Annotated in this window: 13 protein-coding genes; all 13 read right to left on the reverse strand. The window is 67.9% G+C overall.

Annotated elements, in window-relative coordinates; genetic code table 11:
- Nucleotides 1-181: 181 nt before the first annotated feature.
- The 13 genes from mnmC1 to DPR14_RS04720 all read right to left on the reverse strand — a co-directional run bounded on the left by mnmC1 (nt 182) and on the right by DPR14_RS04720 (nt 21,347).
- Nucleotides 182-1,510, reverse strand: a complete 1,329-nt coding sequence (mnmC1, locus tag DPR14_RS04660; protein WP_158044123.1) for an FAD-dependent 5-carboxymethylaminomethyl-2-thiouridine(34) oxidoreductase MnmC1 — start codon at nt 1,508-1,510, stop codon at nt 182-184.
- Nucleotides 1,440-2,654 carry a DUF2478 domain-containing protein gene (locus DPR14_RS04665; RefSeq protein WP_246148852.1) on the reverse strand — a complete coding sequence of 405 codons (1,215 nt, stop codon included), beginning with the start codon at nt 2,652-2,654 and terminating at the stop codon, nt 1,440-1,442. Before DPR14_RS04665 ends, mnmC1 begins: the two co-directional genes overlap by 71 nt.
- 111 nt (nt 2,655-2,765) lie before the next feature.
- Nucleotides 2,766-3,620 carry a manganese catalase family protein gene (locus tag DPR14_RS04670; RefSeq protein WP_158044124.1) on the reverse strand — a complete coding sequence of 285 codons (855 nt, stop codon included), beginning with the start codon at nt 3,618-3,620 and terminating at the stop codon, nt 2,766-2,768.
- A gap of 131 nt (nt 3,621-3,751) precedes the next feature.
- Nucleotides 3,752-4,042 (reverse strand): hypothetical protein, encoded by a 291-nt coding sequence (locus DPR14_RS04675; protein WP_158044125.1) that lies wholly within the window; start codon nt 4,040-4,042, stop codon nt 3,752-3,754.
- 183 nt (nt 4,043-4,225) lie between these two features.
- Entirely contained in the window at nt 4,226-7,375 is a 3,150-nt protein-coding gene (locus DPR14_RS04680) for an efflux RND transporter permease subunit (protein ID WP_158044126.1), read from the reverse strand.
- A gap of 3 nt (nt 7,376-7,378) precedes the next feature.
- Entirely contained in the window at nt 7,379-8,593 is a 1,215-nt protein-coding gene (locus tag DPR14_RS04685) for an efflux RND transporter periplasmic adaptor subunit (RefSeq protein WP_158044127.1), read from the reverse strand.
- Nucleotides 8,594-8,703: 110 nt separating this feature from the next.
- On the reverse strand, nt 8,704-9,429 hold the full coding sequence (locus DPR14_RS04690; RefSeq protein WP_158044128.1) for a hypothetical protein: 726 nt from the start codon (nt 9,427-9,429) through the stop codon (nt 8,704-8,706).
- A 56-nt stretch (nt 9,430-9,485) separates the two neighbouring features.
- Nucleotides 9,486-10,154, reverse strand: a complete 669-nt coding sequence (locus DPR14_RS04695) for a glutathione S-transferase family protein (protein ID WP_158044129.1) — start codon at nt 10,152-10,154, stop codon at nt 9,486-9,488.
- Between the two features lie 72 nt (nt 10,155-10,226).
- Entirely contained in the window at nt 10,227-13,142 is a 2,916-nt protein-coding gene (locus tag DPR14_RS04700; protein WP_158044130.1) for a PAS domain S-box protein, read from the reverse strand.
- 115 nt (nt 13,143-13,257) lie between these two features.
- Entirely contained in the window at nt 13,258-13,698 is a 441-nt protein-coding gene (locus tag DPR14_RS04705; protein ID WP_211103923.1) for a GNAT family N-acetyltransferase, read from the reverse strand.
- A gap of 156 nt (nt 13,699-13,854) precedes the next feature.
- Nucleotides 13,855-18,393, reverse strand: coding sequence for a glutamate synthase large subunit (gene gltB, locus DPR14_RS04710; RefSeq protein ID WP_158044131.1), 4,539 nt, complete (start codon nt 18,391-18,393; stop codon nt 13,855-13,857).
- A 112-nt stretch (nt 18,394-18,505) separates the two neighbouring features.
- Nucleotides 18,506-19,960 carry an NAD(P)-dependent oxidoreductase gene (locus tag DPR14_RS04715; RefSeq protein WP_158044132.1) on the reverse strand — a complete coding sequence of 485 codons (1,455 nt, stop codon included), beginning with the start codon at nt 19,958-19,960 and terminating at the stop codon, nt 18,506-18,508.
- Between the two features lie 421 nt (nt 19,961-20,381).
- Entirely contained in the window at nt 20,382-21,347 is a 966-nt protein-coding gene (locus DPR14_RS04720) for a complex I NDUFA9 subunit family protein (RefSeq protein ID WP_158044133.1), read from the reverse strand.
- Between the last annotated feature and the right edge of the window lie 36 nt (nt 21,348-21,383).

The raw sequence follows: 21,383 nt of genomic DNA on the forward strand, positions 1-21,383 counted from the left end.
ACGAATTCATTGTCAGGCCCCGTTCCCCGAAATTCTGCGAACGGACCGTAGCCAGCGGACTCGTTGTTTCGCCTGTGGCAATTCGCGGACGCAGGCGCCTTGTCGCCACACTGTGTCGCCGTATGCACAGTTCTTCTATGCTGTTCTAGACGGACGGCTCTCCGTAATCCTTTTGCGCGGGTTATATCCGGCGCTTTTTTAGCTCGCGTACCAGGAAGCGCACCGGATGGAGTGCCGCCATAAGGCCGCTTGCCGCATCGGGGTCGACCGGCCAGGGGCCGCCGCTTATCTGCGCCGCCAGCAGGTCACCCGCCAAGGGGGCGGTGACCAGCCCGCGCGCCCCGAGTCCCGCCATGACCCAGAGGCCGGGATGACAGGCCGCGGCGGCAAAGCTCCGCTCCGGCCGTCCGTGTCTCAGCCCGGCGAAATCGTCGACGAAGCGGTCGCGATCCACGACCGGCCCGACCAGCGGAAGATGGTCGGTGGTCATGGCCCGCAGCGAGGCACGGCCTGTGGGCGTGCCCGTACCCTGGAACAGGCCGGGGAACAGGCTCTCGGTCTCCGCGAGATTGCGGGCGTCGTCGGTGGCTTCCGGCTCCTGCGCCGCCGCCGGAACCTGGTCCCTGACCGTGTCGAAGGTCGCTCCGATCAGGTGCCGGCCCTCCCGCGCCGGGAGGAGATAAGCCCCGTGGCTGATCACGCAGCGCAGGGGAGCGCTGCGCGGGGTGGCCTGCAGGACGGTGACCTGGCCGCGGCGCGGCGACAAGGGCAGCCAGGCGGATTGAGGAAACGCCCGGGAATCCAGGCTGTTCGCCAGCACCACCGCCTCGGCCGGCTCCAAGGCGGTGCCATCGGCGCCGGTCGCGTGCCAGAGGCGCCCGTCATGGACGAGTTCGGCGATCCCGGTGTTCAGCCGGACCGCGGCTGTCCCGTCGAGCAGCGCGCGGGCGAAGGTGGCCGGGTCGATCCAACCGGCCTCCGGAAACCACAGCGCCCCGTGCCGGACCGGTATGCCGGCAAGCTCGCCCGCCTCGCCGGGGCCGACCGCGCGCACCATGCCGGCGGGCAGGATCGGCGTCCGCAACGCCGCTTCATGGCGTTCGGCCTGCCGGTCGTCCGTGGCGAGCTGGAGCACCCCGCAGGCCGAGCGCTCGACCGCCGGTCCCAGCCGGGCCAGCGTGCGAAGCCCGTGGAGATAGGCTTCCGCATGGAAGGTGCGTTCCGGTGAACGGCCCGCCACCAGCCGGGGCATATGGATGCCGGCCGGGTTGCCCGACGCCTCGGCGGCGACCCGACCGCGCCGTTCCGCCAGGGTGACCCGCCATCCCCGCCGCGCCAGCGCCGAGGCCGCCGCCGCGCCGGCGATGCCGCCTCCCACCACCAGGGCCCGGCCGGGCGCCGCGGCGGGAGGCGGAGGCGTGAACCAGGGGGAACTCCCGTCATTCCGGGCGGCGCAGGGTGACCTGTCGGCCGAAGGTACGGAAACCGCGCGGCGTGGCTCCTTCGGCAAGGCTGCGAACCATGCCGTCGGGGTCGTCCACGACGAAACCCGCCAGGATCTCGACGCCGTAGCTGAACAGCCGCGGTGTCAGCGGCGTGCCCGGCCCGGCCAGGGCCACCCGCGATCCGCGAGCGAGGTCGAGCAGACGGGGCAGGGATCGGTTCGCCAGCGTCGACGCGGTGATGACCGCCGCGGCGCAGCCGGGAAGCAGGAAGTCCGCGGCGGCGGCGGGGTACTCGCCGGCGGCGGGCTGGGCGTCGATCACCAGCGCGTGGGGCATCCGGCGGGAGATGTCGGGGAAGGCGCCGACGCAGACGACGCGGCCTTCCTCCGCGGCGAAGGCGTCCAAGCCGTTGCCGCCGCCCGCTTCGAGGTCGGGCCGGTTGTAATGGGCGTTCAGCGCAGCCAGGCCCACCGCCGCCTCGAACAGGTCGGTCGACTGCACCAGCCCGGCAAGGTTGCCCAAGCCCCGCTCCGCATAGGCTTCTAGCGGCCGTCCCGCCTGGTCGGCCCCGCGCGGCAGCCGCGCCAGACCGCAGGCGTCCGATCCCTCGACCAGCATCCAGTGGGCGCTGCGAACGATGCGGCCGACCGGCCTGTCCACGACCCCGAGCAGGAGGTCCCGGTAGAGCCGCTGCCCGCCCCACCATTGCCAAAGCGCCGCCGGGTCGGGGCGCAGCAGGTCGCAGTGGCCGCCGCAGAACTCCAGCCACTCGCCGACCAGCCGTCCGGCGACCGAGGTCAGCACCGGCAGCCCTTCGGCCATGGCCCACAGCAATTCGTCGGCGAGGCCTCCGCCGTCTTTCTCAAGGGCACCGAACTTGTTGACGACGACGAGGTCGGGCTTGCCGTCCAGGGCCGAACGCAGCCGGGATCCCGCTTCGGCGATCCCGGCCGGATCGACCCGGCACGAGGTCGAGCCCGCGCCGAGATCCTGGGAGATGCGGATGACCTCGCCGCTGGCCATGTCGACCAGTTCCATGGCGCACGCGCAGTCGTCGCCGGCTCCCAGGTTCCGCTGGATCAGGCCGGCGACCTTGAAACCGCGACGCTGCAGTTCGCCGGCGAAGTCGCCCAGCAGCGTGTCCGTCATGGCCTTCGGGCCATGGATGACGGCACCGGGCCTCAGTGCCGGCATCGTGACTGGCACCATGTCCAACCTCCAGCATGTCGTGAACCGCTCCCGGGGGAGCGGCGCGGGAGTGTAGGTCATGGCGGCGGCGGTGTCACCGGCTGAGCCGACGCACCGCCCGCGTGCCTTGCGTTACATCTGTTCCTTCTGGGCTCCCGAAGACGGCCGCGCGGGTCCCAGGACCGGCTCGTCGCCGAGCGGGGCGGCCTGCACCGCGGAGAACTGGCCCTTGCCGTCGAGCGACGGGCCCTGGGTGTAGCGACCGGCCGGCGGCGGCGTGCCGTCCTTGTCGGTGCCGAAGAAGGCGTAGCTGTACTCCTGCTTCTCCAGGCTCTGGTCGAAGCTGTTCGGAATCGGCAGCGCGGCGGAGCCGCCCAGTTCCTCGATGACCGCCAGCCACTGCTGCTGGTGCATGGTATCGCGGGCGATCAGGAAGCTCAGCATGTCCTTCATGCCGGGATCATGCGCCGCGTTGTAGAGCCTGACGGCCAGCGTCCGTCCCGTCGCTTCCGCCGTGACGTTGGCGAACATGTCGCCCGCCAGGTTGCCGCTGGCGTAGACGTGCGAGCAGTCGAAGGGAGCGCCGTCGGAGTTGCCGGGGAAGGCGGCGAGGCCGGTCGACAGCAGGTGCTTGTGGAGCATGCCTTCGACCATGTGGCGCGGACGCTCCCCGCCCATGACGGCGTTGACCACCGGGTTCGACTCGGCGGCGGTCTCCTGGAGGGACAGCGGGGCCGATTCCAGGTTCAACGCCACCGCGGTCGCCAGCATCTCGATATGGCCGATCTCCTCGGTCGCGGTATGCAGAAGCATGTCGCGATACTTGGTGGTCGGGCCGCGTGCTCCCCAGGCCTGGAAGAAATACTGCAGGCAGACCCTGATTTCGCCCTCGATGCCGCCGATAGCCTGCTGGAGCTGGCGAGCGAACAACGGATCGGGTGTCTCGACACGGACCGGATACTGAAGCCGCTTGTCGTGATAATACATGGAAAAACCTCCGTCCTTTCGGGAAGACGTTTCCGGCAACAGGACGGAGGCTCGACCGTCTTCGACAAAATCGCCGCTACCCCCAATGCGTGCGATTTAGTCTCATTCAAGATTGGCAGGCCCGACCGGCATCAGCCGGCGCGCAGGCTGTTCGGCGCGGTGTGGATCATCACGTTGCCGACGTCGGCCAGCACCTCCTTCAGGCGGGCCACCATCTTGAGGCCGTCCGCCTCCTTTCCGGCGACGGCGCAGACGACCAGTCGGTCCTGGCCGCTGCCGTCGATCAGGATGTGATCGGTGTGATAGACCCCGGCGTTTTGGGCGATCAGCCCGCTGCCCTTCAGGCGGCTGCGCAGTTCCTCTATGGTCAGGGAAGTGGGGGTAAGGGTGGCGTGACCGGCGGCAATGTCGGTTCTGCTCATGGCGTGCCTTCTGCTCCGATACTCAGGTATGCGGCCCGCGGAAGATCCCGACGCAGCCGGTAAAGAGATGATAGTGCATTGCAACAAAACCATGAGCTGAACTTAAGCGGATGCCGATGACCTTTGGCGGGATCCATCGGGACTACGCCGCAATCCCGGACTTTTTCAAAAGACCATGCGTCGTCACTCCGCCGGGGCGGAGGCCTCCGGCCGGCGGGGCTCGCCGCGGACGCGGCGGGTCGTCCATTCCCGCATGCCTTGGATCGTGACGTAGAGCATGGGGATGACGAACAGCCCCAGGCTCGACGCCGCGATCATGCCGCCGAACACCGCCGTGGAAACGCCGCGCCGGCTCGCCGCAGCGGCACCGACGGCGGTCACCAGCGGTATCAGGCCGAAGATGAAGGCGAGGCTGGTCATGATAACCGCCCGGAAGCGAAGCCGGGCGCCCTCCCGCGCGGCATCCCGGATCGAAGCGCCGGCCTCGCGCTGCTCCTTGGCGAACTCGACGATCAGGATCGCGTTCTTGCTGGCGAGCGCGATCAGAACGACGACGCCGATCTGGGCATAGACGTCGTTCGCCAGTCCCGTCGCCATCAGCGCCAGCATGGCGCCGCACAGGCCGACCGAGACCGAGAGAAGGACCGCGATCGGGATCGTCCAGCTCTCGTACAGAGCGACCAGGAACAGGTAGGCGAACAGCACGGCCAGCGCCAGGATGATCGGCGTCTGCCCCGCCGCCTCCTGCTCCTGCAGCGAAATGCCGGACCAGGCGAAGGTGAAGCCCGGCGGCAGCGTCCGGTCCGCCACCGAGGCCATGGCGGCGAGCCCGTCGCCGGAACTGAACCCCGGCCCCGGCGATCCCTGGATGGCGACGCTGCGGTAGTTGTTGTAGCGGTTGATCGCCTGCGGCCCCAGCTGGAACTGGACCGAGGCGAGGCTTCGGAGCGGCACCATGGACCCGTCGGCGCTCCGGACATGGATGCGCCAGAGGTCTTCCACCTGGTCGCGGTCCCTGGCCTCGGCCTGGACGTTGACTTGCCAGGTGCGGCCGAACCGGTTGAAGTCGTTGACGTAGAAGCCGCCCAGCGTGGTCTGGAGCGCGTTGTAGACGTCGCTGACCTGGACTCCCAGCGCCTGCGCCTTCTCGCGGTCGACCTCGACGAACAGGCGGCGGGTATCCACCCGGTATGTCGTGAAGACCTGGGCGAGGGTCGGGTCCTGGTTGGCCGCGACGACCAGTCCGCCGGCGGCGGCCGCCAGTTGGGCCGGCTCGCCCCCGGTCAGGTCCTGGAGCCGGAAGTCGAACCCCGCGGTATTGCCGAGGCCGGAGATCGGCGGCAGGTTGAAGGCCAGGATCTGGGCGTTGGGCACCGTCGCCGTGCGCTGCCGGATCTGCGACAGCACGCCGAAGGCGGAGGTTTCCGCCTCGGCGCGCTCCTCGAACGGGTCGAGCAGCACCACCATGAAGGCGGCGTTGCCGGCCTGGAGGCTGTCGAGCAGGCTGAACCCCGCCACCGCGGTGACGCTGCGCACGCCGGGAATGTCGCGGACCAGGGCCTCCACGTCGCGGACCACCACCTGGGTGCGGTTGAGCGCCGCGTTCTGCGGCAGACGCAGTTCCATGAACAGGGCGCCTTGGTCCTCGTCGGGCAGGAACCCCGCCGGCACGATGGTGGACAGGCCGAAATAGCCGCCGAACGCCACCACGACCGCCACCAGCGACAGGATCGCCACCCGGACCAGCCGGTTGACCACGCGGGAATAGCCGTTCCGCACATTGTCGATGCGGCCCTGGATCCAGCCCATGATCCGGCCGTGCTTCTCGTGCGGCTTCAGCAGCAGCGCGCAGAGCGCCGGGCTGAGGGTCAGGGCGTTGACCGCCGACAGCAGCATCGCGACCGAGACGGTCAGCGCGAACTGGGCGTAGAGCGAGCCGGTGATGCCCGGGATGAAGCCCACGGGGATGAAGACGGACAGCAGGACCAGCGTGATCGCGATGATCGCCGGAGTGATCTGGGTCATCGCCTTGCGGGTCGCTTCCGGCGCCGGCAGGTTCTCGTCGCGCATCACGCGCTCGACGTTCTCCACCACCACGATGGCGTCGTCCACCACGATGCCGATCGCCAGCACCATGGCGAACAGGGAGATCGTGTTGGCCGACTGGCCGAACAGCAGCAGGAACGCGAAGGTGCCGATCAGGGCCACCGGCACCGCCAGCATGGGGATGATCGTCGCCCGCCAGTTGCCGAGGAATACGAAGACGACCACCAGGACCAGCGCGAAGGCCTCGACAAGGGTGGTGACGACCTCTTCGATCGAGGCGGTCACGAACACGGTCGTGTCGTAGGTCACCTCGTAGTGGACGTTGTCGGGGAAGCGTTCCGCAAGCCGGTCCAGCACCCGCAGCACCTCCTGGGCGGTGGTGACGGCATTGGCTCCCGGCGCCTGGTAGATGCCGAGCACGGCCGCCGGCCGGCCGTTGGAGGTGCCGGCCGAGGAGTAGGACCGCGCCGCCAGTTCGACCCGCGCCACGTCGCTGAGCCGCAGCAGCGATCCGTCGGGGTCGGCCCGGAGGACGATATTCTCGAACTGGGCGACATCGGTGAGCCGGCCGGCCGCCTGGAGCGAGAATTCCAGCTGCTGGCCGCTGGGCTGCGGCTGAGCGCCGATCTGACCGACCGCGGCCTGGACGTTCTGGGACTGGATCGCGGTGACCACGTCGTTGGGCGACAGGCCGAAGCTGGTCAGGCGGTCCGTCTCCAGCCAGACCCGCATGCTGTAGTCGTACTCGCTGAACAGCCGCGCCTCGCCGACGCCGGACACGCGGGAGATCTCGTCCAGCAGGTTGATACGGGCGTAGTTGTTCAGAAACAGCTCGTCATAGTCCGGCGATTCCGACACCAGGCTGATCAGCTGGAGGAAGGCGGAGGACTGCTGGCGCACCTGCACGCCCTGGCGCGCCACCTCGTCGGGCAGCGACGCCTCGGCGAGACGCACCCGGTTCTGGACGTTGACCGTGTTGATATCAGGGTCCGTGCCGACGGCGAAGGTGACGGTCAGCGTATAGCTGCCGTCGTTGCCGCTGGTCGAACTCATGTAGATCATGTCCTGGACGCCGTTCACCTGGCTTTCGATCGGCTGGGCGATCGTCGCCTCCACCGTCTCGGCGTTGGCGCCCGGATAAAGCGTGGTGACGCTGACCTGGGGCGGCACGATGTCCGGGAACTGGGCGACCGGGATGCGGGTGAGGGCCAGCAGGCCCGCCAGCACGATCACGATGGATATGACCATCGCCAGGCGCGGCCGGTCGATGAAGACGGAAGAGAGCATGGATCACGCCCCCTGGTCGGGGTCGACCGGGCTGGGTTCCACCGGTGCGCCGGGGCGGACCTGCTGGATGCCCTGGATGACCACCCGGTCGCCCTCCTGCAGGCCGGAACGCACGACGACGCGGCCTTGGTCCAGGGTCTCGCCGGTTTCGACCCGCTGGATCCGCACCTTGTTCTCTCCGTCCACGCCCAGCACGAAATTGCCCTGCTGGTCGGCCTGGATCGCCGCCTGGGGTATCGTTATGGCCTGCTCGGGTTCGGCGGGCTGGATCAGGACGCGGACGAACTGGCCGTCGCGCAACAGGCCTTCGGGGTTCGGCACCTCGGCGCGGACCGGCACCGTGTCGGTCTGCTGGCTGACCGTGATGCCGACGAAATTCACCTTGCCCTGATGCTGGTATTCGCTGCCGTCGGGAAGCAGCACCCGGACGACGAAACTATCGGGGTTCAGCCCCTGAGATCCCGCCGCCCGCTGGGCGTCGAGCAGGGTGCGCTGGCTGACCTGGAACAGGACGTGGATGGGATCCTGGGTCACCAGCTCGGCCAAGGCCCCGGACTCCGGGTTGACCAAGTCGCCGACGTCGAACAGGGCCTGTCCGATCCGCCCGGCGATGGGCGACTGGATCTCGGTATAGCCGAGGTCGATTTCCGCCTGGCGCAGCGCCGCCCTTGCCTGGAGCACGCCGGCCTCGGCGGTGCGGGCGGCGGCCTGCCGCTCGTCCACGGTGGCCTCGGGGATGTTGTTGCGCTGGACCAGTTCCTGGGCGCGGCGGAGCTGGACGGTCGCGTTCTCCTGCTCGGCCTCGGCACGGGCCAGGTCGGCGTTTCGCTGCTCGACCACCGCCTGGTAGATTTCCGGCTCGATCCGGAACAGCGGCTTGCCCTGTTCGATCGTCTCGCCCTCGCGGAACAGCCGCTCCTCCAGGAAGCCGGTGACCCGCGCTCTCAGTTCCACCCGCTGGATCGCCTCGATCCGGCCGATGAAGGTCTCGCCCAGCGTCACGGGCTCGGTCTTGACCTCGATGACGCCGACCGGAACGGCCTGCTGCGGTTGCTGGGCATCGCCCTGTGCCTGGTCGCCGCCCTGATCGCACGCCGCGAGGAACAGCAGGCCGGCACCGGCCAGGAGAGGGACGAGGACATTCCAAACGGCGCTCCGGCGGCGCGTTCCGTCACGTTGGGCGCGCGCATCGGGCGGCGGGGGCGGCAAGGAAATCATCGCCTGGACTCCATGGGCAGGCAGGGGCGCCGCGGTCCCGCAGCGCCCCTCGACATGGTTTCCAAACGCCTGGAACCCCTAGTTGTTCAAGCGCGGGAGGGCTGCTGGCCCTATTCCCGGGGCGCCACCGCCGACAGCACCACGCGGGCCCGGATCACCAGCTTTTCCGATACGTTCATCGGCGACTCCTCCGGCATCCCGTCGGCCATCGGGGCCGCCATGGCCATGGCTGGTCCCGCCTCCCGCGTCTTGCGGGCGTAAACCGGAATGGGAGCCTCGGCGAAATCGATGTTGCCCATGCGGAAGGAGCGGCCGGGAAAGCTCTGTTCCAGCGACTTCAACTCGGCTGCCGCCTTGCCGTAGATCTCCGCCCGGAGGCGTGCCCGGACCGCCTCGGTCTCGGCCAGGGTCGGGGTGAACTCGATCGCCCCGATGCGGAGCTGAAGGCCGGGCCGGCTCGCCTGCCGGGCCTTGTCGGCCAGGCCGCCCAGCGCGCTTTCGGGCAGGCGGGCCTCGACTGCGGCGCGCCGCCGCTCCAGCCCGGCCTGGTCGGTCGAGCGGTCGAACCGGGTGATCCGCCACTCCGCATCCGGGACCAGCGCGCTCACCGCCTTCAGCAGGTCGTCGCGCCGGCTGTCGGATCCGGTTTCCGCGCTGCCCGCCGCGGCGGCATCGGCGACGATCTCGACGCGCGCGGTGCCGGTCCCGACCCAGTCCTCGGCGGTCAGGTCGAGCACCACCTGGTCCATCACGGGAGGGACGATCACCTGGGCCGAGGCTGGGGTGCCCAGCGACAGCGGCAGGCAGACGGCGAGCGGGGTGAGGACGCGCAGCATCGGCTGATGTCTCCGTTCGGTTGGAATTCGCGGGCCGACGGATATGATCCGGAGGGTCAGAAGTCCAGGTCGGCGTAATGGGCCGGAGGCGGGTTGCCGGGCAGGCTGTCGGACAGCAGCGGCCGGAAACTGCGGCGCGACTTGATCCGCGAATACCACAAGCGGGCCTCCGGGTGGTCGTCCCACGGCACGTCGCCCAGATAATCGACCGCGGACAGGTGGGCGCCGGCCGCGATATCCGCCAGGCTGAAGGTTTCGCCGGCCAGCCAGTTCCGCCGCTCCGCCAGATAGGCGATGTAGTCGAGGTGGTAATGGATGTTCTGCAGCCCGGCGCGGATCGCCGGGGCGTGGGGATAGCCCCAGCCGAGATAGCGCTTGATCAGCTTCTCGCCGACCAGGTTCTCGGTCACCTCGGTGTTGAACTTGCCGTCGAACCAGGAGACCAGCCGGCGCGTTTCCGCCCGCTCGACCGGCGTGGACCCGATCAGCGGCTTTTCCGGATAGGTCTCGTCAAGGTACTCGCAGACGGCGGCATGGTCCGCCAGCACCGTACCGTCTTCCTCCACCAGCACGGGCACTTCGCCCGCCGGGTTCATCGCCAGGAACTCGGGACGGCGGTCCGATATCTTCTCGACCTGCAGTTCGAAGTCGAGCCCCTTCTCGCCCAGCGCGATACGCACTTTGCGTGAGGACGGTGAGAGCCAGAAGTGATAAAGGGTTCGCATGGGTCGGGCACCATAACGCAAGCGTTCCGCCAAACATAGGGTGCGGTTGGCGGCATATGCCCATTGGAGACATCAGGTGGCGGCGATCAGGCGCGGTTGGATCACCCGAATGGCCGGCAGGCGTATGGTCACGGTGGTCCCGACTCCCGGCTGGCTCTTCAGTTCGAGCGTTCCTCCGTGCAGATTGACCAGCGAGCGGGTGATGGGCAGGCCGAGGCCGGTTCCCGATTCGCCGGCCATGTAGGCGTTGCGGGTCTGCCCGAACGGCTCCAGCACCTTTTCCATCTGGTCGGCGGCGATGCCAATGCCGGTGTCGCGCACCGTCATGACGATGTCGCCGCCCTGTTCCTCGCGGCCGGTCACCTCGATCTCGCCGCCGCGTTCGGTGAACTTGACCGCATTGGTCAGCAGGTTGATCAGGATCTGCTTCAGCGCCCGCTCGTCGCCCATGACAGGCGGCAGGCGGTCGATCGCGGTTCTCAGGGTCAGGTCCTTGCGCAGCGCCCGTTCGCGGACCAGCCGGATCACCGGGTCGATGATGCGGGTCAGGTCGACATGCTCCTCTTCCAGCTCGTACCGTCCGGCTTCGATCTTGGACAGGTCGAGGATGTCGTTGATCAGGCTCAGCAGGTGGCGGGCGCTGTCCAGGACGTTGCGGTTGTACTCGGTATAGCGCGGCGAGCCGAGCGGGCCGAAATACTCCTGGTCCATGATCTCCGAGAAGCCCAGGATCGCGTTCAGCGGCGTGCGAAGCTCGTGGCTCATGTGGGCCAGGAATTCCGATTTCGCCCGGCTGGCGGCCTCGGCCAGCCCTCTCGTCTCCTCCGCCTCGCGCCGGGCCTGGTCCAGCTTGCGGGCCAGCACCGACAGGTCGGCCGCCTGGCGTTCCAGCCGGTCGCGCGCCTGGAAGATCTCCAGCTCGCGGCGCTTCTGCTCGCTGATGTCCAGCAGAACGCCGACCGACATGCGGTGGCCTTCGGCGACATACTCGTCGACCGCCAGATAGGCCGGAAAGGTGCGGCCGTCGCGGGTGCGCGCCGTGACCTCCCGGGCGACGCCCAGGATCGCCCGGGTTCCGGCGGCCGAGGGGGACGGCGGGATCAGCGTGTCGATCGTCAGCCCCTTGGCCTCGGCCGCCCGGTAGCCGAACAGGTGCTCGGCGGCCGGATTGAAGAGCTGGATCCTGCCATGCTCGTCATGGACCAGGATGCCGGTGACGGCCACGTCCAGGACGGCGCGCAGGCGCGCCTTGCTGTCCGCCAGGGCGCGCTCGTTCTCCCGCAGTTCCGTGACGTCCTGGATGATGCCGAACAGCCTCGTCGTCTGCTCGCCCTTGGACTGCTCCCCGCCGGTCCGGCTCCGGGTGAATTCCTCGCGGACATGCCGCTCGGTGCCGTCGGGGCGGATGATCCGGTACTCGCGCGTGCAGTCCGGTCCGTCCGCCAGATCGGCGTCGTTGAGTCGCGACCGGTCGTCCGGGTGGATCGACGAGCGCCAGCTCTCCAGGGTCGGCGGCAAATCCGGGTCGCGTCCCCAGATCTCGTAGAGCGTGTCCGACCAGACCACGCCGCCGGTCCCGAGGTCGATCGTCCACCAGCCGATGCCGGCGATCCTTTGGGCCTGGCGCAGGCGGCGCTCGCTCTCGCGCAGCCTTTCCTCCTGCCGCTCGCGGTCGGTGACGTCGTTGGCCGCCACCATGAGGAAAAGCTGCCCCGACGCATCGGAGAAGCCGCCGACCGTGATCAGGACGCGGCGGATGCGGCCGTCGGAGTGGCGCAGCTTCAGGATCTGCGGCGGCAACTGGTCGCCGGGATGGCCGAACCGCAGCAGGTCGTGCGCCCGGTTGCGTTCGTCGGGGGGGAACACCTCGATGAAGGGGCGTTGCACCAGCTGCCGCTCGGGGATGCCGCACAGCGATCCGTAGGCGGCGTTGGCGCGGACCACCCTGCCGTCGGCGTCGACCATGCAGAAGCCGGTTCCCGCCGCGTCGTAGGTCGCCGACAGCAGGCCGTGGGCGATCACCTGCCGGCGGTACTGCCCCAGCATCACGACCACGACCGTGGTGAAACCCGTGAGGACGACGCCGGTGATCAGCGCGTTCTGGATCAGGTCGCGGGTCCAGTCCGCCAGGACGTCGGTCTTCGCCAGTCCGACCGCGACGAACAGCGGCAATGTCCCGACGCGCTGGTACGCCAGGACCCGATCCAGTTCGTCGAAGCAGCATTGTACGTCGACCGACGCGGGCGACTGGGGCTGCGACTGCCGGATCGTGTCCAGCAGCGACTTGTCGGGCAGCTTCCGGCCGATCAGGTTCTCCCGGAACGGGTGGGAGGTGATGACGGTCCCGTTCTCGTGCATCAGGAACAGGATGCCGCGCGGACCCGCCGCCATCGAATCGAAGAAGCGCCGCGAGATGTCCGGCTTGACCGCGGCGACCGCCACGCCGGCGAAGGCACCGTCGCGCGGCCGGCTGATCCGGCGGCTCATCGAGAAATAGAGGTCGGTTCCCCCGCCGTCCATGGACGGGGCGCCGACGAACAGGCTGGGGCCGGATGTGTCCTTGTGGGCCTGGAAGAAGTCGTTCCGGGAACTGTCCATCGGCTCCACCGGATACCGGCGGGAGTGGATGCGTACGGTGCCGTGCGGGTCGACGATCAGCATGTGCCGGATCTGCGCCAGTTCGCTCCCGATGCTGCTCGCCTCCAGCGTCGCCAGATAGTCCCAGTCGCTCCACGAGTCGCCCAGGCGGGTGATGTCCAGCTCGCTGAAATGCTCGACCGCGCTGCGCAACGCTATGTCGTTGATCTCGAACATGCGCAGGGTGTGCTCCGTCGCGAGATTGACCAGGGCGCGCGACTTCTCGGCGGCCTGCATCAACGCGTCGGACCGGGTCGTCCACTCGTTGTAGCCAAGCATCGCTAGCACTACGAAGAGCAGGAGCGCATAGATTCTCAGGAAAATGGTCGGCGTTACGCGCTGTTGGGTCACGGGAATTCCAGGATTGGAGTCGCCGATAAGGTGACCTTTCCGGTCATTGGACCCAGTTCATAACACAAAAGGATTATCGTATTCCACGCAATAGGATTGCGACCTAATAGTACGTCTATTTTTGGTAGAGAATGTATGGCTCGGCGGCCGAAATGGTTGCCGAAGCCACGACCCATCCGTTGCGTTCGTAGAAGGCCCGGGCGCCCTGGTTGGACGCGAGACACTTCAGGCGGGCGGGGCGGAACAGGTGGGAGCAGGCGCGCTCCAGGAGGACGGTCCCGACGCCGCGGTGCTGCCAGCGCGGATCGACGAACAGGTTGTGGACGAAATTGTCGGGCCGGTAGATCGAGGCGAATCCGACGACGACTCCGTCGATCTCCGCAACCCAGACTTCCTCGTCCTCGATCGCCCGATGGTAGTCCTCCAGTACGAAGGATCCTGCCGGCTGCCAGTGGAAAGCGGACCGGCGGGAAGCCAGGTAGATTTCAGCGCAACGCTGTCCGTCCATCCCGCCGGCCAGTCGGACGGAGATTTCCCTTCCCGCACACTCAGGCATGATGGTGGCCCCCTGCGTGTCCACCCCTTCCGGACGCGAAACAGTCCGGGAGGCGGTTTATTCGCAGTAACCTTATCCAACGCGCCGAACCCGCGATAGGCCGGCCCCGCCGGGCCGGCCCTCATGCGACATATAGCGCCGGGATGCCCGGCGCGGTCAGTCGGCCGCCTGGGGTGCCCGCACCGGCACGTCCAGCCGGTGGACCATCTCCTTGGGCACGACCTGCCAGAAATTGTCGCGCACCAGGTGCCAGTCGTTGAGCAGGCGCTCGGCGAACTTGCTCTGGGTCTCGGCGACATGCTCCGCGATCAGGTCGCGCAGCAGCGCCTCGTAGTGGGGCACCTCGATCCGCTGGAAGATCACGCTATCCTCGTTGACCTTGCGGGAGAAGCTGCCGTCCTCGTCGTAGATGAAGGCCATGCCCCCGGTCATGCCGGCCGCGAAGTTCTCGCCGACGCTGCCCAGGATCACCGCGATGCCGCCGGTCATGTACTCGCAGCCGTTTGAACCGCAGCCTTCCACCACCACCTTGGCACCCGAGTTGCGGACGGCGAAGCGCTCGCCGGCCTGGCCCGCCGCGAATAGCTTGCCTGCCGTGGCGCCGTACAGCACCGTGTTGCCGATGATGGTGTTTTCGTTGGTCTTCAGCGGGCTGCTCGTGGTCGGCCGGACCGTGATGGTGCCGCCCGACAGGCCCTTGCCGACATAGTCGTTGCTGTCGCCCAGCACCTCCAGCTTCATGCCCTGCACCGCGAAGGCGCCGAGCGACTGGCCGCACGAGCCGCGCAGGCGGACGGTGACGTGGCCGGGCTGGAGCCCGGTCATGCCGAACTTGCGGGTGATCATGGCCGACAGCCGCGTGCCGATAGCCCGGTGGGTGTTCCGCACATTGTAGGCCAGCTGCATCTTCTCGCCCTCTTCGAACAGCGGGCGGGCGTCGGCGATCATGCGGGCGTCCAGGGTATCCGGAACCTCGTTGCGGCCCTGCATGGTGCAATAGCGCGCGCTGTCGCCCGGGTCGGCCTGGGCCAGCAGCGGGTTGAGGTCGAGGTCGTCCAGGTGGGCGCCGCCGCGGCTGAGTTGGTGCAGCAGGTCGGTCCGGCCGATCACCTCGTTCAGGGTGCGGAATCCCAGCTGCGCCAGGATCTCACGCACCTCTTCCGCCAGGAAGCTGAACAGGTTGACGACGCGCTCCGGCGTGCCGACGAACTTCTTGCGCAGCTCCTCGTCCTGCACGCAGACGCCGACCGGGCAGGTGTTGCTGTGGCATTGCCGGACCATGATGCAGCCCATGGCGATCAGGCTGGCGGTGCCGACGCCGTACTCCTCGGCGCCCAGCATCGCGGCGATCACGATGTCGCGGCCGGTCTTCAGGCCGCCGTCGGTGCGCAGGCGGACGCGGTGGCGCAGCCGGTTCAGGGTCAAGACCTGATGGACCTCGCTCAGGCCCATCTCCCACGGAACGCCGGCATACTTGATCGAGGTCTGGGGGCTGGCGCCGGTGCCGCCGACATGGCCGGACACCAGGATCACGTCGGCGTTGGCCTTCGCCACGCCGGCCGCGATGGTGCCGATGCCGGACCGCGACACCAGCTTGACGCAGACCTTGGCGTCCGGGTTGATCTGCTTCAGGTCGTAGATGAGCTGCGCCAGATCCTCGATCGAGTAGATGTCGTGGTGCGGCGGCGGGCTGATCAGCATGACGCCCGGCGTGGAGTGGCGCAGCTTCGCGATCATCTCGGTCACCTTGAAGCCGGGCAGCTGCCCGCCTTCGCCGGGCTTGGCGCCCTGGGCCACCTTGATCTCGATCTCGCGGCACTGGTTCAGGTACTCGGCGGTGACGCCGAACCGCCCCGACGCAATCTGCTTGATCGCCGAGTTCCAGTTGTCGCCGTTCTTGTCCGGCTTGAACCGTGCGGGGTCCTCGCCGCCCTCGCCGCTGTCGGACTTGGCGCCGATGCGGTTCATCGCGACGTTCAGGGTGCCGTGCGCTTCCGGCGACAAGGCGCCCAGCGACATGCCCGGCGTGATGAAGCGCTTGCGCAGCGACGTGATGCTCTCGACCTCGTCGACCGAGACGGCCTCGCGGGTCGAGCGGAAGTCCAGCAGGTCGCGCAGCTGGATCGGCGGCCGCTTGTTGGTTGCCTCCGTGTACTTCTTGAAGGTCGCGTAGCTGTCGGTCGCGACCGCCTGCTGAAGCATGTGGATCAATCCTGCTTCCCAGGCGTGCCGCTCGCCGTTGCGGCGGTACTTGTAGAAGCCGCCGATCGGCAGGGCGATCACGTCCTCGGAGAACGCGATGGCGTGCTGCTCAAGCACCTTCTTCTGGATGCCGGCGAGGCCGATGCCGGAGATGCGGCTGACCATGCCCGGGAAGTGCTCGGCGACCAGCGCGCGGCTGAGGCCCACCGCCTCGAAATTGCAGCCGCCGCGGTACGAGCTGATGATCGAGATGCCCATCTTGGACATGATCTTCAGCAGGCCCTCGTCGATCGCCTTCTTGAAGCGGTACAGGCACTGCTCCAGCGTCATGTCGCCGAACAGGCCGCGGCGGTGCCGGTCGGCGATCGCCTCCTGGGACAGGTAGGCGTTCACCGTGGTCCCGCCGACGCCGATCAGCACGGCGAAGTAGTGCACGTCCATGCACTCGGACGTGCGTACGTTCAGCGACGTGAAGGTGCGGAGCTGCTGGCGTACGAGGTGGGTATGCACGGCGCCGGTCGCCAGGATCATCGGCATCGGCGCGCGGGTGGCGCTGACCTGCTCGTCGGACAGGATGATGTGGGTGGCGCCGCCGCGTACCGCGTCCTCCGACTCCTGCCGGATGCGGCGGAGCGCGTCGCGCAGCGCGTTGGGGCCGCCGGCGACGTCGAAGGTGCAGTCGATCTCCGCCGACGTCTCGCCCATGTACTCGCGCATGGCGCGGAACTCGGCGGTCGTCAGCACGGGGCTTTCGAGCTGGAGCAGGCTGCACTGGGTCGCATCCTCCTCCAGTATATTGCCCAGGTTGCCCAGCCGCGTACGCAGGCTCATCACCCGGCGTTCCCGCAGGCTGTCGATCGGCGGGTTGGTGACCTGGCTGAAGTTCTGGCGGAAGAAGTGGTGCAGGCCGCGGTACTTGTCCGACAGCACGGCCATCGGGCTGTCGTCGCCCATGGAGCCGATCGCTTCCTTGGCCTCGTCCACCATCGGGTGGAGGACGGTTTCCAGGTCCTCCATGGTGATGCCGACCGCGAGCTGGCGGCGGCGCAGCTCGTCCTTGGCCAGCATGGCGGATTCCGCCGGAGCCGCCTTCACCAGGCTGTCCAGCTCGGTGATGTTGCCGACCCACTTGTCGTAGGCGCGCTGGGAGGCGAGGTGGTCCTTGATCTCCCGGTCGTGGTACAGCTTGCCCTCGGCCAGGTCGACCGCGATCATCTGCCCCGGCCCGAGCCGGCCCTTCTCCACGACGGTGCTCTCGTCGACCTTGACCATGCCGGTCTCGGACCCGGCGATCAGCAGGCCGTCGCTGGTGATGGTGTAGCGCATGGGCCGCAGGCCGTTGCGGTCCATGCCGCCGACCGCCCAGCGGCCGTCGGTCATGGCGAGCGCCGCCGGCCCGTCCCACGGTTCCATGACGGCGTTGATGTAGCCGTAGAGCGCGCGGTGGGACGCGGGCATGCTGTCGCCGGCGGCGAGCGCCTCCGGGATCAGCATCGTCTTGGTCATCGGCGCGGACCGGCCGGCCCGGGCGACCACTTCGAACACGGCGTCCAGCGCGCCGCTGTCCGACGAGCCGATCGGGATCACCGGCTTCAGGTCGTTGACGTAGGACCCGAAACGCTCATGGTCCATGCGCGTCTCGTGCGCCTTCATCCAGTTCACGTTGCCCTTCAGCGTGTTGATCTCGCCGTTGTGGGCGAGCATGCGGAACGGCTGGGCCAGCGGCCAGGTCGGGAACGTGTTGGTCGAGTAGCGCTGGTGGTAGATCGCCACGTTGGAGACGAAGCGTTCGTCCAGCAGGTCGGGATAGAAGGAGGTCAGCTGCTCCGCCAGGAACATGCCCTTGTAGACGATCGAGCGGGCCGACAGCGTGCAGATGTAGAAGTCGTTGATCTGCTCGGCCCGGACGGCGGCCTCGATCCGGCGGCGGATGATGTAGAGTTCCAGCTCGAACCGGTCGTCGGTCTCGCCCTTGGCGTTGCCGATGATGATCTGCTCGATCTCGGGCCGGGTCGCGTTGGCCTTCTCGCCGATGATGTCGACGTTCACCGGCACCTGGCGCCAGCCATAGATATAGTAGCCGAAATTCAGGATCTCGGTCTCGACGATGCAGCGGCAGCGCTCCTGCGCCTCCAGCGACAGGCGCGGCAGGAACACCTGGCCGACCGCGAGCGGCCGGTCCGGCGGGATGTGGCCGATCAGCTTGACATAATCGTGGAAGAACTGCTGCGGCACCTGGATATGGATGCCGGCGCCGTCGCCGGTCTTGCCGTCGGCATCCACGGCGCCGCGGTGCCATACGGCCTTGAGCGCCTCGATGCCCTTTTCCACCACGGACCGCCGCGGCTTGCCGTCGATCGCCGCGATCATGCCGACGCCGCAGGCGTCGTGCTCGTCGGCCGGATCGTAGGCATGGACCGCGGTCAGGGCCTCGACGTTCGCCCGGTACTCGGCAACGAACTGCTCGCCCTGGTTCGGGATTTCACGGGTCATGGGGCGGTTCCTCTCTTGGTCCGACGTCTCTTGGTCCGACGTCGGGGGACATGGCGTCGAAGGAATTGCAGGTGCGGGCCGGAGTGTTCCGGCCCGGGCAGCCGTCAGGCGCTCACTCGGCCGCGACGGCGGCCGATGCGCCGGCCTCGGCCTTCTGCAGCAGGTAGGCGTGCATGTGCTCCGCGACGTCGCGGCCGTCGCGGATCGCCCACACGACCAAGCTCGCGCCGCGCACGATGTCGCCGGCGGCGAAGACGCCGTCCAGGCTGGTCATCATGGTGCGGAAGTTCACAGTCACCGTGCCCCAGCGGCTGACCTTCAGGCCGGTCTCGCCGAACAGGGTCGGCAGGTCCTCCGGGTCGAAGCCCAGCGCCTTGATCACCAGGTCGGCCTCCAGCGTGTAGGCGGAGCCCTCGATCACCTGCGGGGTCTGCCGGCCGCTGGCGTCGGCGACGCCGAGATGGATGCGGTGGGCGCGGACGCCGGTCACGATGCCGTCCTTGCCCTCGAAGCCTTCGGGGGCGGACTGCCAGACGAACTCGACGCCCTCTTCCTCGGCGTTGTGGACCTCGCGCTGGGAGCCCGGCATGTTGGCGCGGTTGCGGCGGTACAGGCACTTGACCGACTTGGCGCCCTGGCGGATCGCCGTGCGGACGCAGTCCATGGCCGTGTCGCCGCCGCCGATCACGACGACGTTCTTGCCGGCCGCGTTCAGCGCGCCGCTGTCATATTCGGGAACCGCGTCGCCCAGGCCCTGGCGGTTGCTGGTCGTGAGGTACTGCAGCGCCGGCACGATGTTGCCCAGGTCGGAGCCTGCGACCGTCAGGTCGCGCGCCTTGTACACCCCGGTCGCGATCAGCACGGCATCGTGCTTCGCCCGCAGCTCGGCCAGCGTGGCGTCGCGGCCGACCTCGAAATCGGTATGGAAGATGATGCCCTCGTCGACCAGCAGCTGGACGCGGCGGCTGACCACGTACTTCTCCAGCTTGAAGCCGGGAATGCCGTACATCATCAGGCCGCCGATCCGGTCGTAGCGGTCGTAGACGTGGACTTCGTACCCCTTGACGCGAAGCTGCTCGGCCGCCGACATGCCGCCGGGGCCCCCGCCGATGATGGCGACCGACTGCCCGCGCTCGCGGAGCGGCACGCGCGGCTTGACCCAGCCCCGCTCCCACGCGGTGTCGTTGATGTACTTCTCGATCGAGCCGATGGTGACCGTGCCGTGGGTCGACTGCTCGATCGTGCAGTTGCCCTCGCACAGGCGGTCCTGCGGGCATATGCGGCCGCAGATCTCCGGCAGGTTGCTGGTCGCCGACGACAGCTCGTAGGCCTCTTCCAGCCGTCCCTCGGCGGTCAGCTTCAGCCAGTCCGGGATATTGTTGTGGAGCGGGCAATGGACCTGGCAGAACGGCACGCCGCACTGGGAGCACCGGCCGGACTGTTCCTCCGCGCCCTTCTGGTCGAACTCGCCATAGATCTCGTCGAAGTCGTGGCTGCGCGTCGCGGCATCCCGTTTGTCGGGCATGCGCTTGTCGGTTCGGACGAACTGCAACATCTTCTGCGCCATGGCGAACAATCCTTCAGCTCGGCCCTTCGGGACGTCAAAGGCTTATCGGGCCCCGGTCGCATCGAAAGGGTCACGGCCACATCGGCGTAACCGCGTGGAGGTGGAAACAAACTTGTCCAGACTATGCCGGGTGCAGCCGATATACGTCATATTCCCAGGCCTCGCCAGCAAAAAAAATCGAATAGGACATGGTTGTTGACTAATTTGCCTGTTCCGCCCCCGCCTGTCTGAATTTTGTGCAGACCGTCTTCTAAGTTAGCAGTCTAATAGGGCCGAAAAAGGACTATATGGTGAAATAGCCAGCGTCCGCGGGGTTTCTGCTACAACCGATGCCGCGGTGCATCAACACGCGAGATTAGACAAAAAGAATGCGGGCTGAGAAGCCCGCATTTCGAAAGCGTCGAAGCAGGTGCGCCGGACGTCACGCGGTGTAGCCGCCCGCGCGCTGGGAGAAGCGGCCCCCGACCCGGAAACGGTCCAGATATGTGGGGATGATGACTTCCGCCGCGGTCGGGTCGATGCCCAGGTCCTGGATCGTCGCGGCGCCCGGCGCCACCACGTTGTCGGACTTCAGCAGCTCGACCTGATCCACCGTCAGCATCGGCTTGGGCAGCTTGCCCAGGATCTTGCCCTGGAGTTCCGCCAGCGGCCAGGAGACCGGGACCAGGAAGCGCTTGCGCCGCGTCTCCGCCAGCACGAGTTCCATGAGTTCCTTGAACGTGTAGACCCGCGGGCCTCCCAGCTCATAGGTCCTGTCCCGGGCTTCCGGCAACTCCAGCGCCTTCATGACCGCATCGGCGACGTCGCCCACATAGACCGGCTGGAACTTCGTATGGCCGCCGCCGATCAGGGGCAGGGCGGGGGAGATCCTGGCCATCGCCGCAAAACGGTTGAAGAAGCTGTCCTCGGGTCCGAAGACGATGCTGGGCCGCAGGATCGTGGCTTCCGGGAAGGCGTCGCGCACCGCCTGCTCGCCGGCGGCCTTGGTCCGGGCGTAGGCCGAGGCGGAGTTGGCGTCGGCTCCGATCGCGGAGACCTGGACGAACCGCTGGGCGCCGGCCGCCTTGGCGGCGCGGGCGATTCGGCCCGGCGCATCGCCCTGCGTAGCCTTGAAGGTGTTGACGCCGGATTCGTAGAGGATGCCGATCAGGTTGATCACGATGTCGGCGTCGCGCACCGCGGCCGCGACCGAGGTGTCGTCGTTGATGTTGGTCGCGATCGGGATGATCTGGCCCACCGCGCCGTTCATGCGCAGGAAATTGGCGTTGCTCGGGTGGCGGGTCGCGACCCGGATCACCGTGCCGGTTTTCGCCAGCCGCTTGATCAGGTGGCGGCCGATGAACCCGGACCCGCCGAAAACCGTGGCTACCCGATACCGAAAGGACATCGATTTCTCCAAGCCTGAAAATTGCCGGCGCCCCTT

This window comes from Skermanella pratensis (genome assembly GCF_008843145.1).
GTDB classification, from domain to species: domain Bacteria; phylum Pseudomonadota; class Alphaproteobacteria; order Azospirillales; family Azospirillaceae; genus Skermanella; species Skermanella pratensis.

Excerpts from the sequence above, each read along its gene's own strand:
- DPR14_RS04665 (WP_246148852.1), bottom strand. The coding sequence starts at position 2,654 with ATGGTGCCAGTCACGATGCCGGCACTGAGGCCCGGTGCCGTCATCCAT.
- DPR14_RS04670 (WP_158044124.1), bottom strand. The coding sequence starts at position 3,620 with ATGTATTATCACGACAAGCGGCTTCAGTATCCGGTCCGTGTCGAGACA.
- DPR14_RS04675 (WP_158044125.1), bottom strand. The coding sequence starts at position 4,042 with ATGAGCAGAACCGACATTGCCGCCGGTCACGCCACCCTTACCCCCACT.
- DPR14_RS04680 (WP_158044126.1), bottom strand. The coding sequence starts at position 7,375 with ATGCTCTCTTCCGTCTTCATCGACCGGCCGCGCCTGGCGATGGTCATA.
- DPR14_RS04685 (WP_158044127.1), bottom strand. The coding sequence starts at position 8,593 with ATGATTTCCTTGCCGCCCCCGCCGCCCGATGCGCGCGCCCAACGTGAC.
- DPR14_RS04690 (WP_158044128.1), bottom strand. The coding sequence starts at position 9,429 with ATGCTGCGCGTCCTCACCCCGCTCGCCGTCTGCCTGCCGCTGTCGCTG.
- DPR14_RS04695 (WP_158044129.1), bottom strand. The coding sequence starts at position 10,154 with ATGCGAACCCTTTATCACTTCTGGCTCTCACCGTCCTCACGCAAAGTG.
- DPR14_RS04705 (WP_211103923.1), bottom strand. The coding sequence starts at position 13,698 with ATGCCTGAGTGTGCGGGAAGGGAAATCTCCGTCCGACTGGCCGGCGGG.
- gltB (WP_158044131.1), bottom strand. The coding sequence starts at position 18,393 with ATGACCCGTGAAATCCCGAACCAGGGCGAGCAGTTCGTTGCCGAGTAC.
- DPR14_RS04715 (WP_158044132.1), bottom strand. The coding sequence starts at position 19,960 with ATGGCGCAGAAGATGTTGCAGTTCGTCCGAACCGACAAGCGCATGCCC.
- DPR14_RS04720 (WP_158044133.1), bottom strand. The coding sequence starts at position 21,347 with ATGTCCTTTCGGTATCGGGTAGCCACGGTTTTCGGCGGGTCCGGGTTC.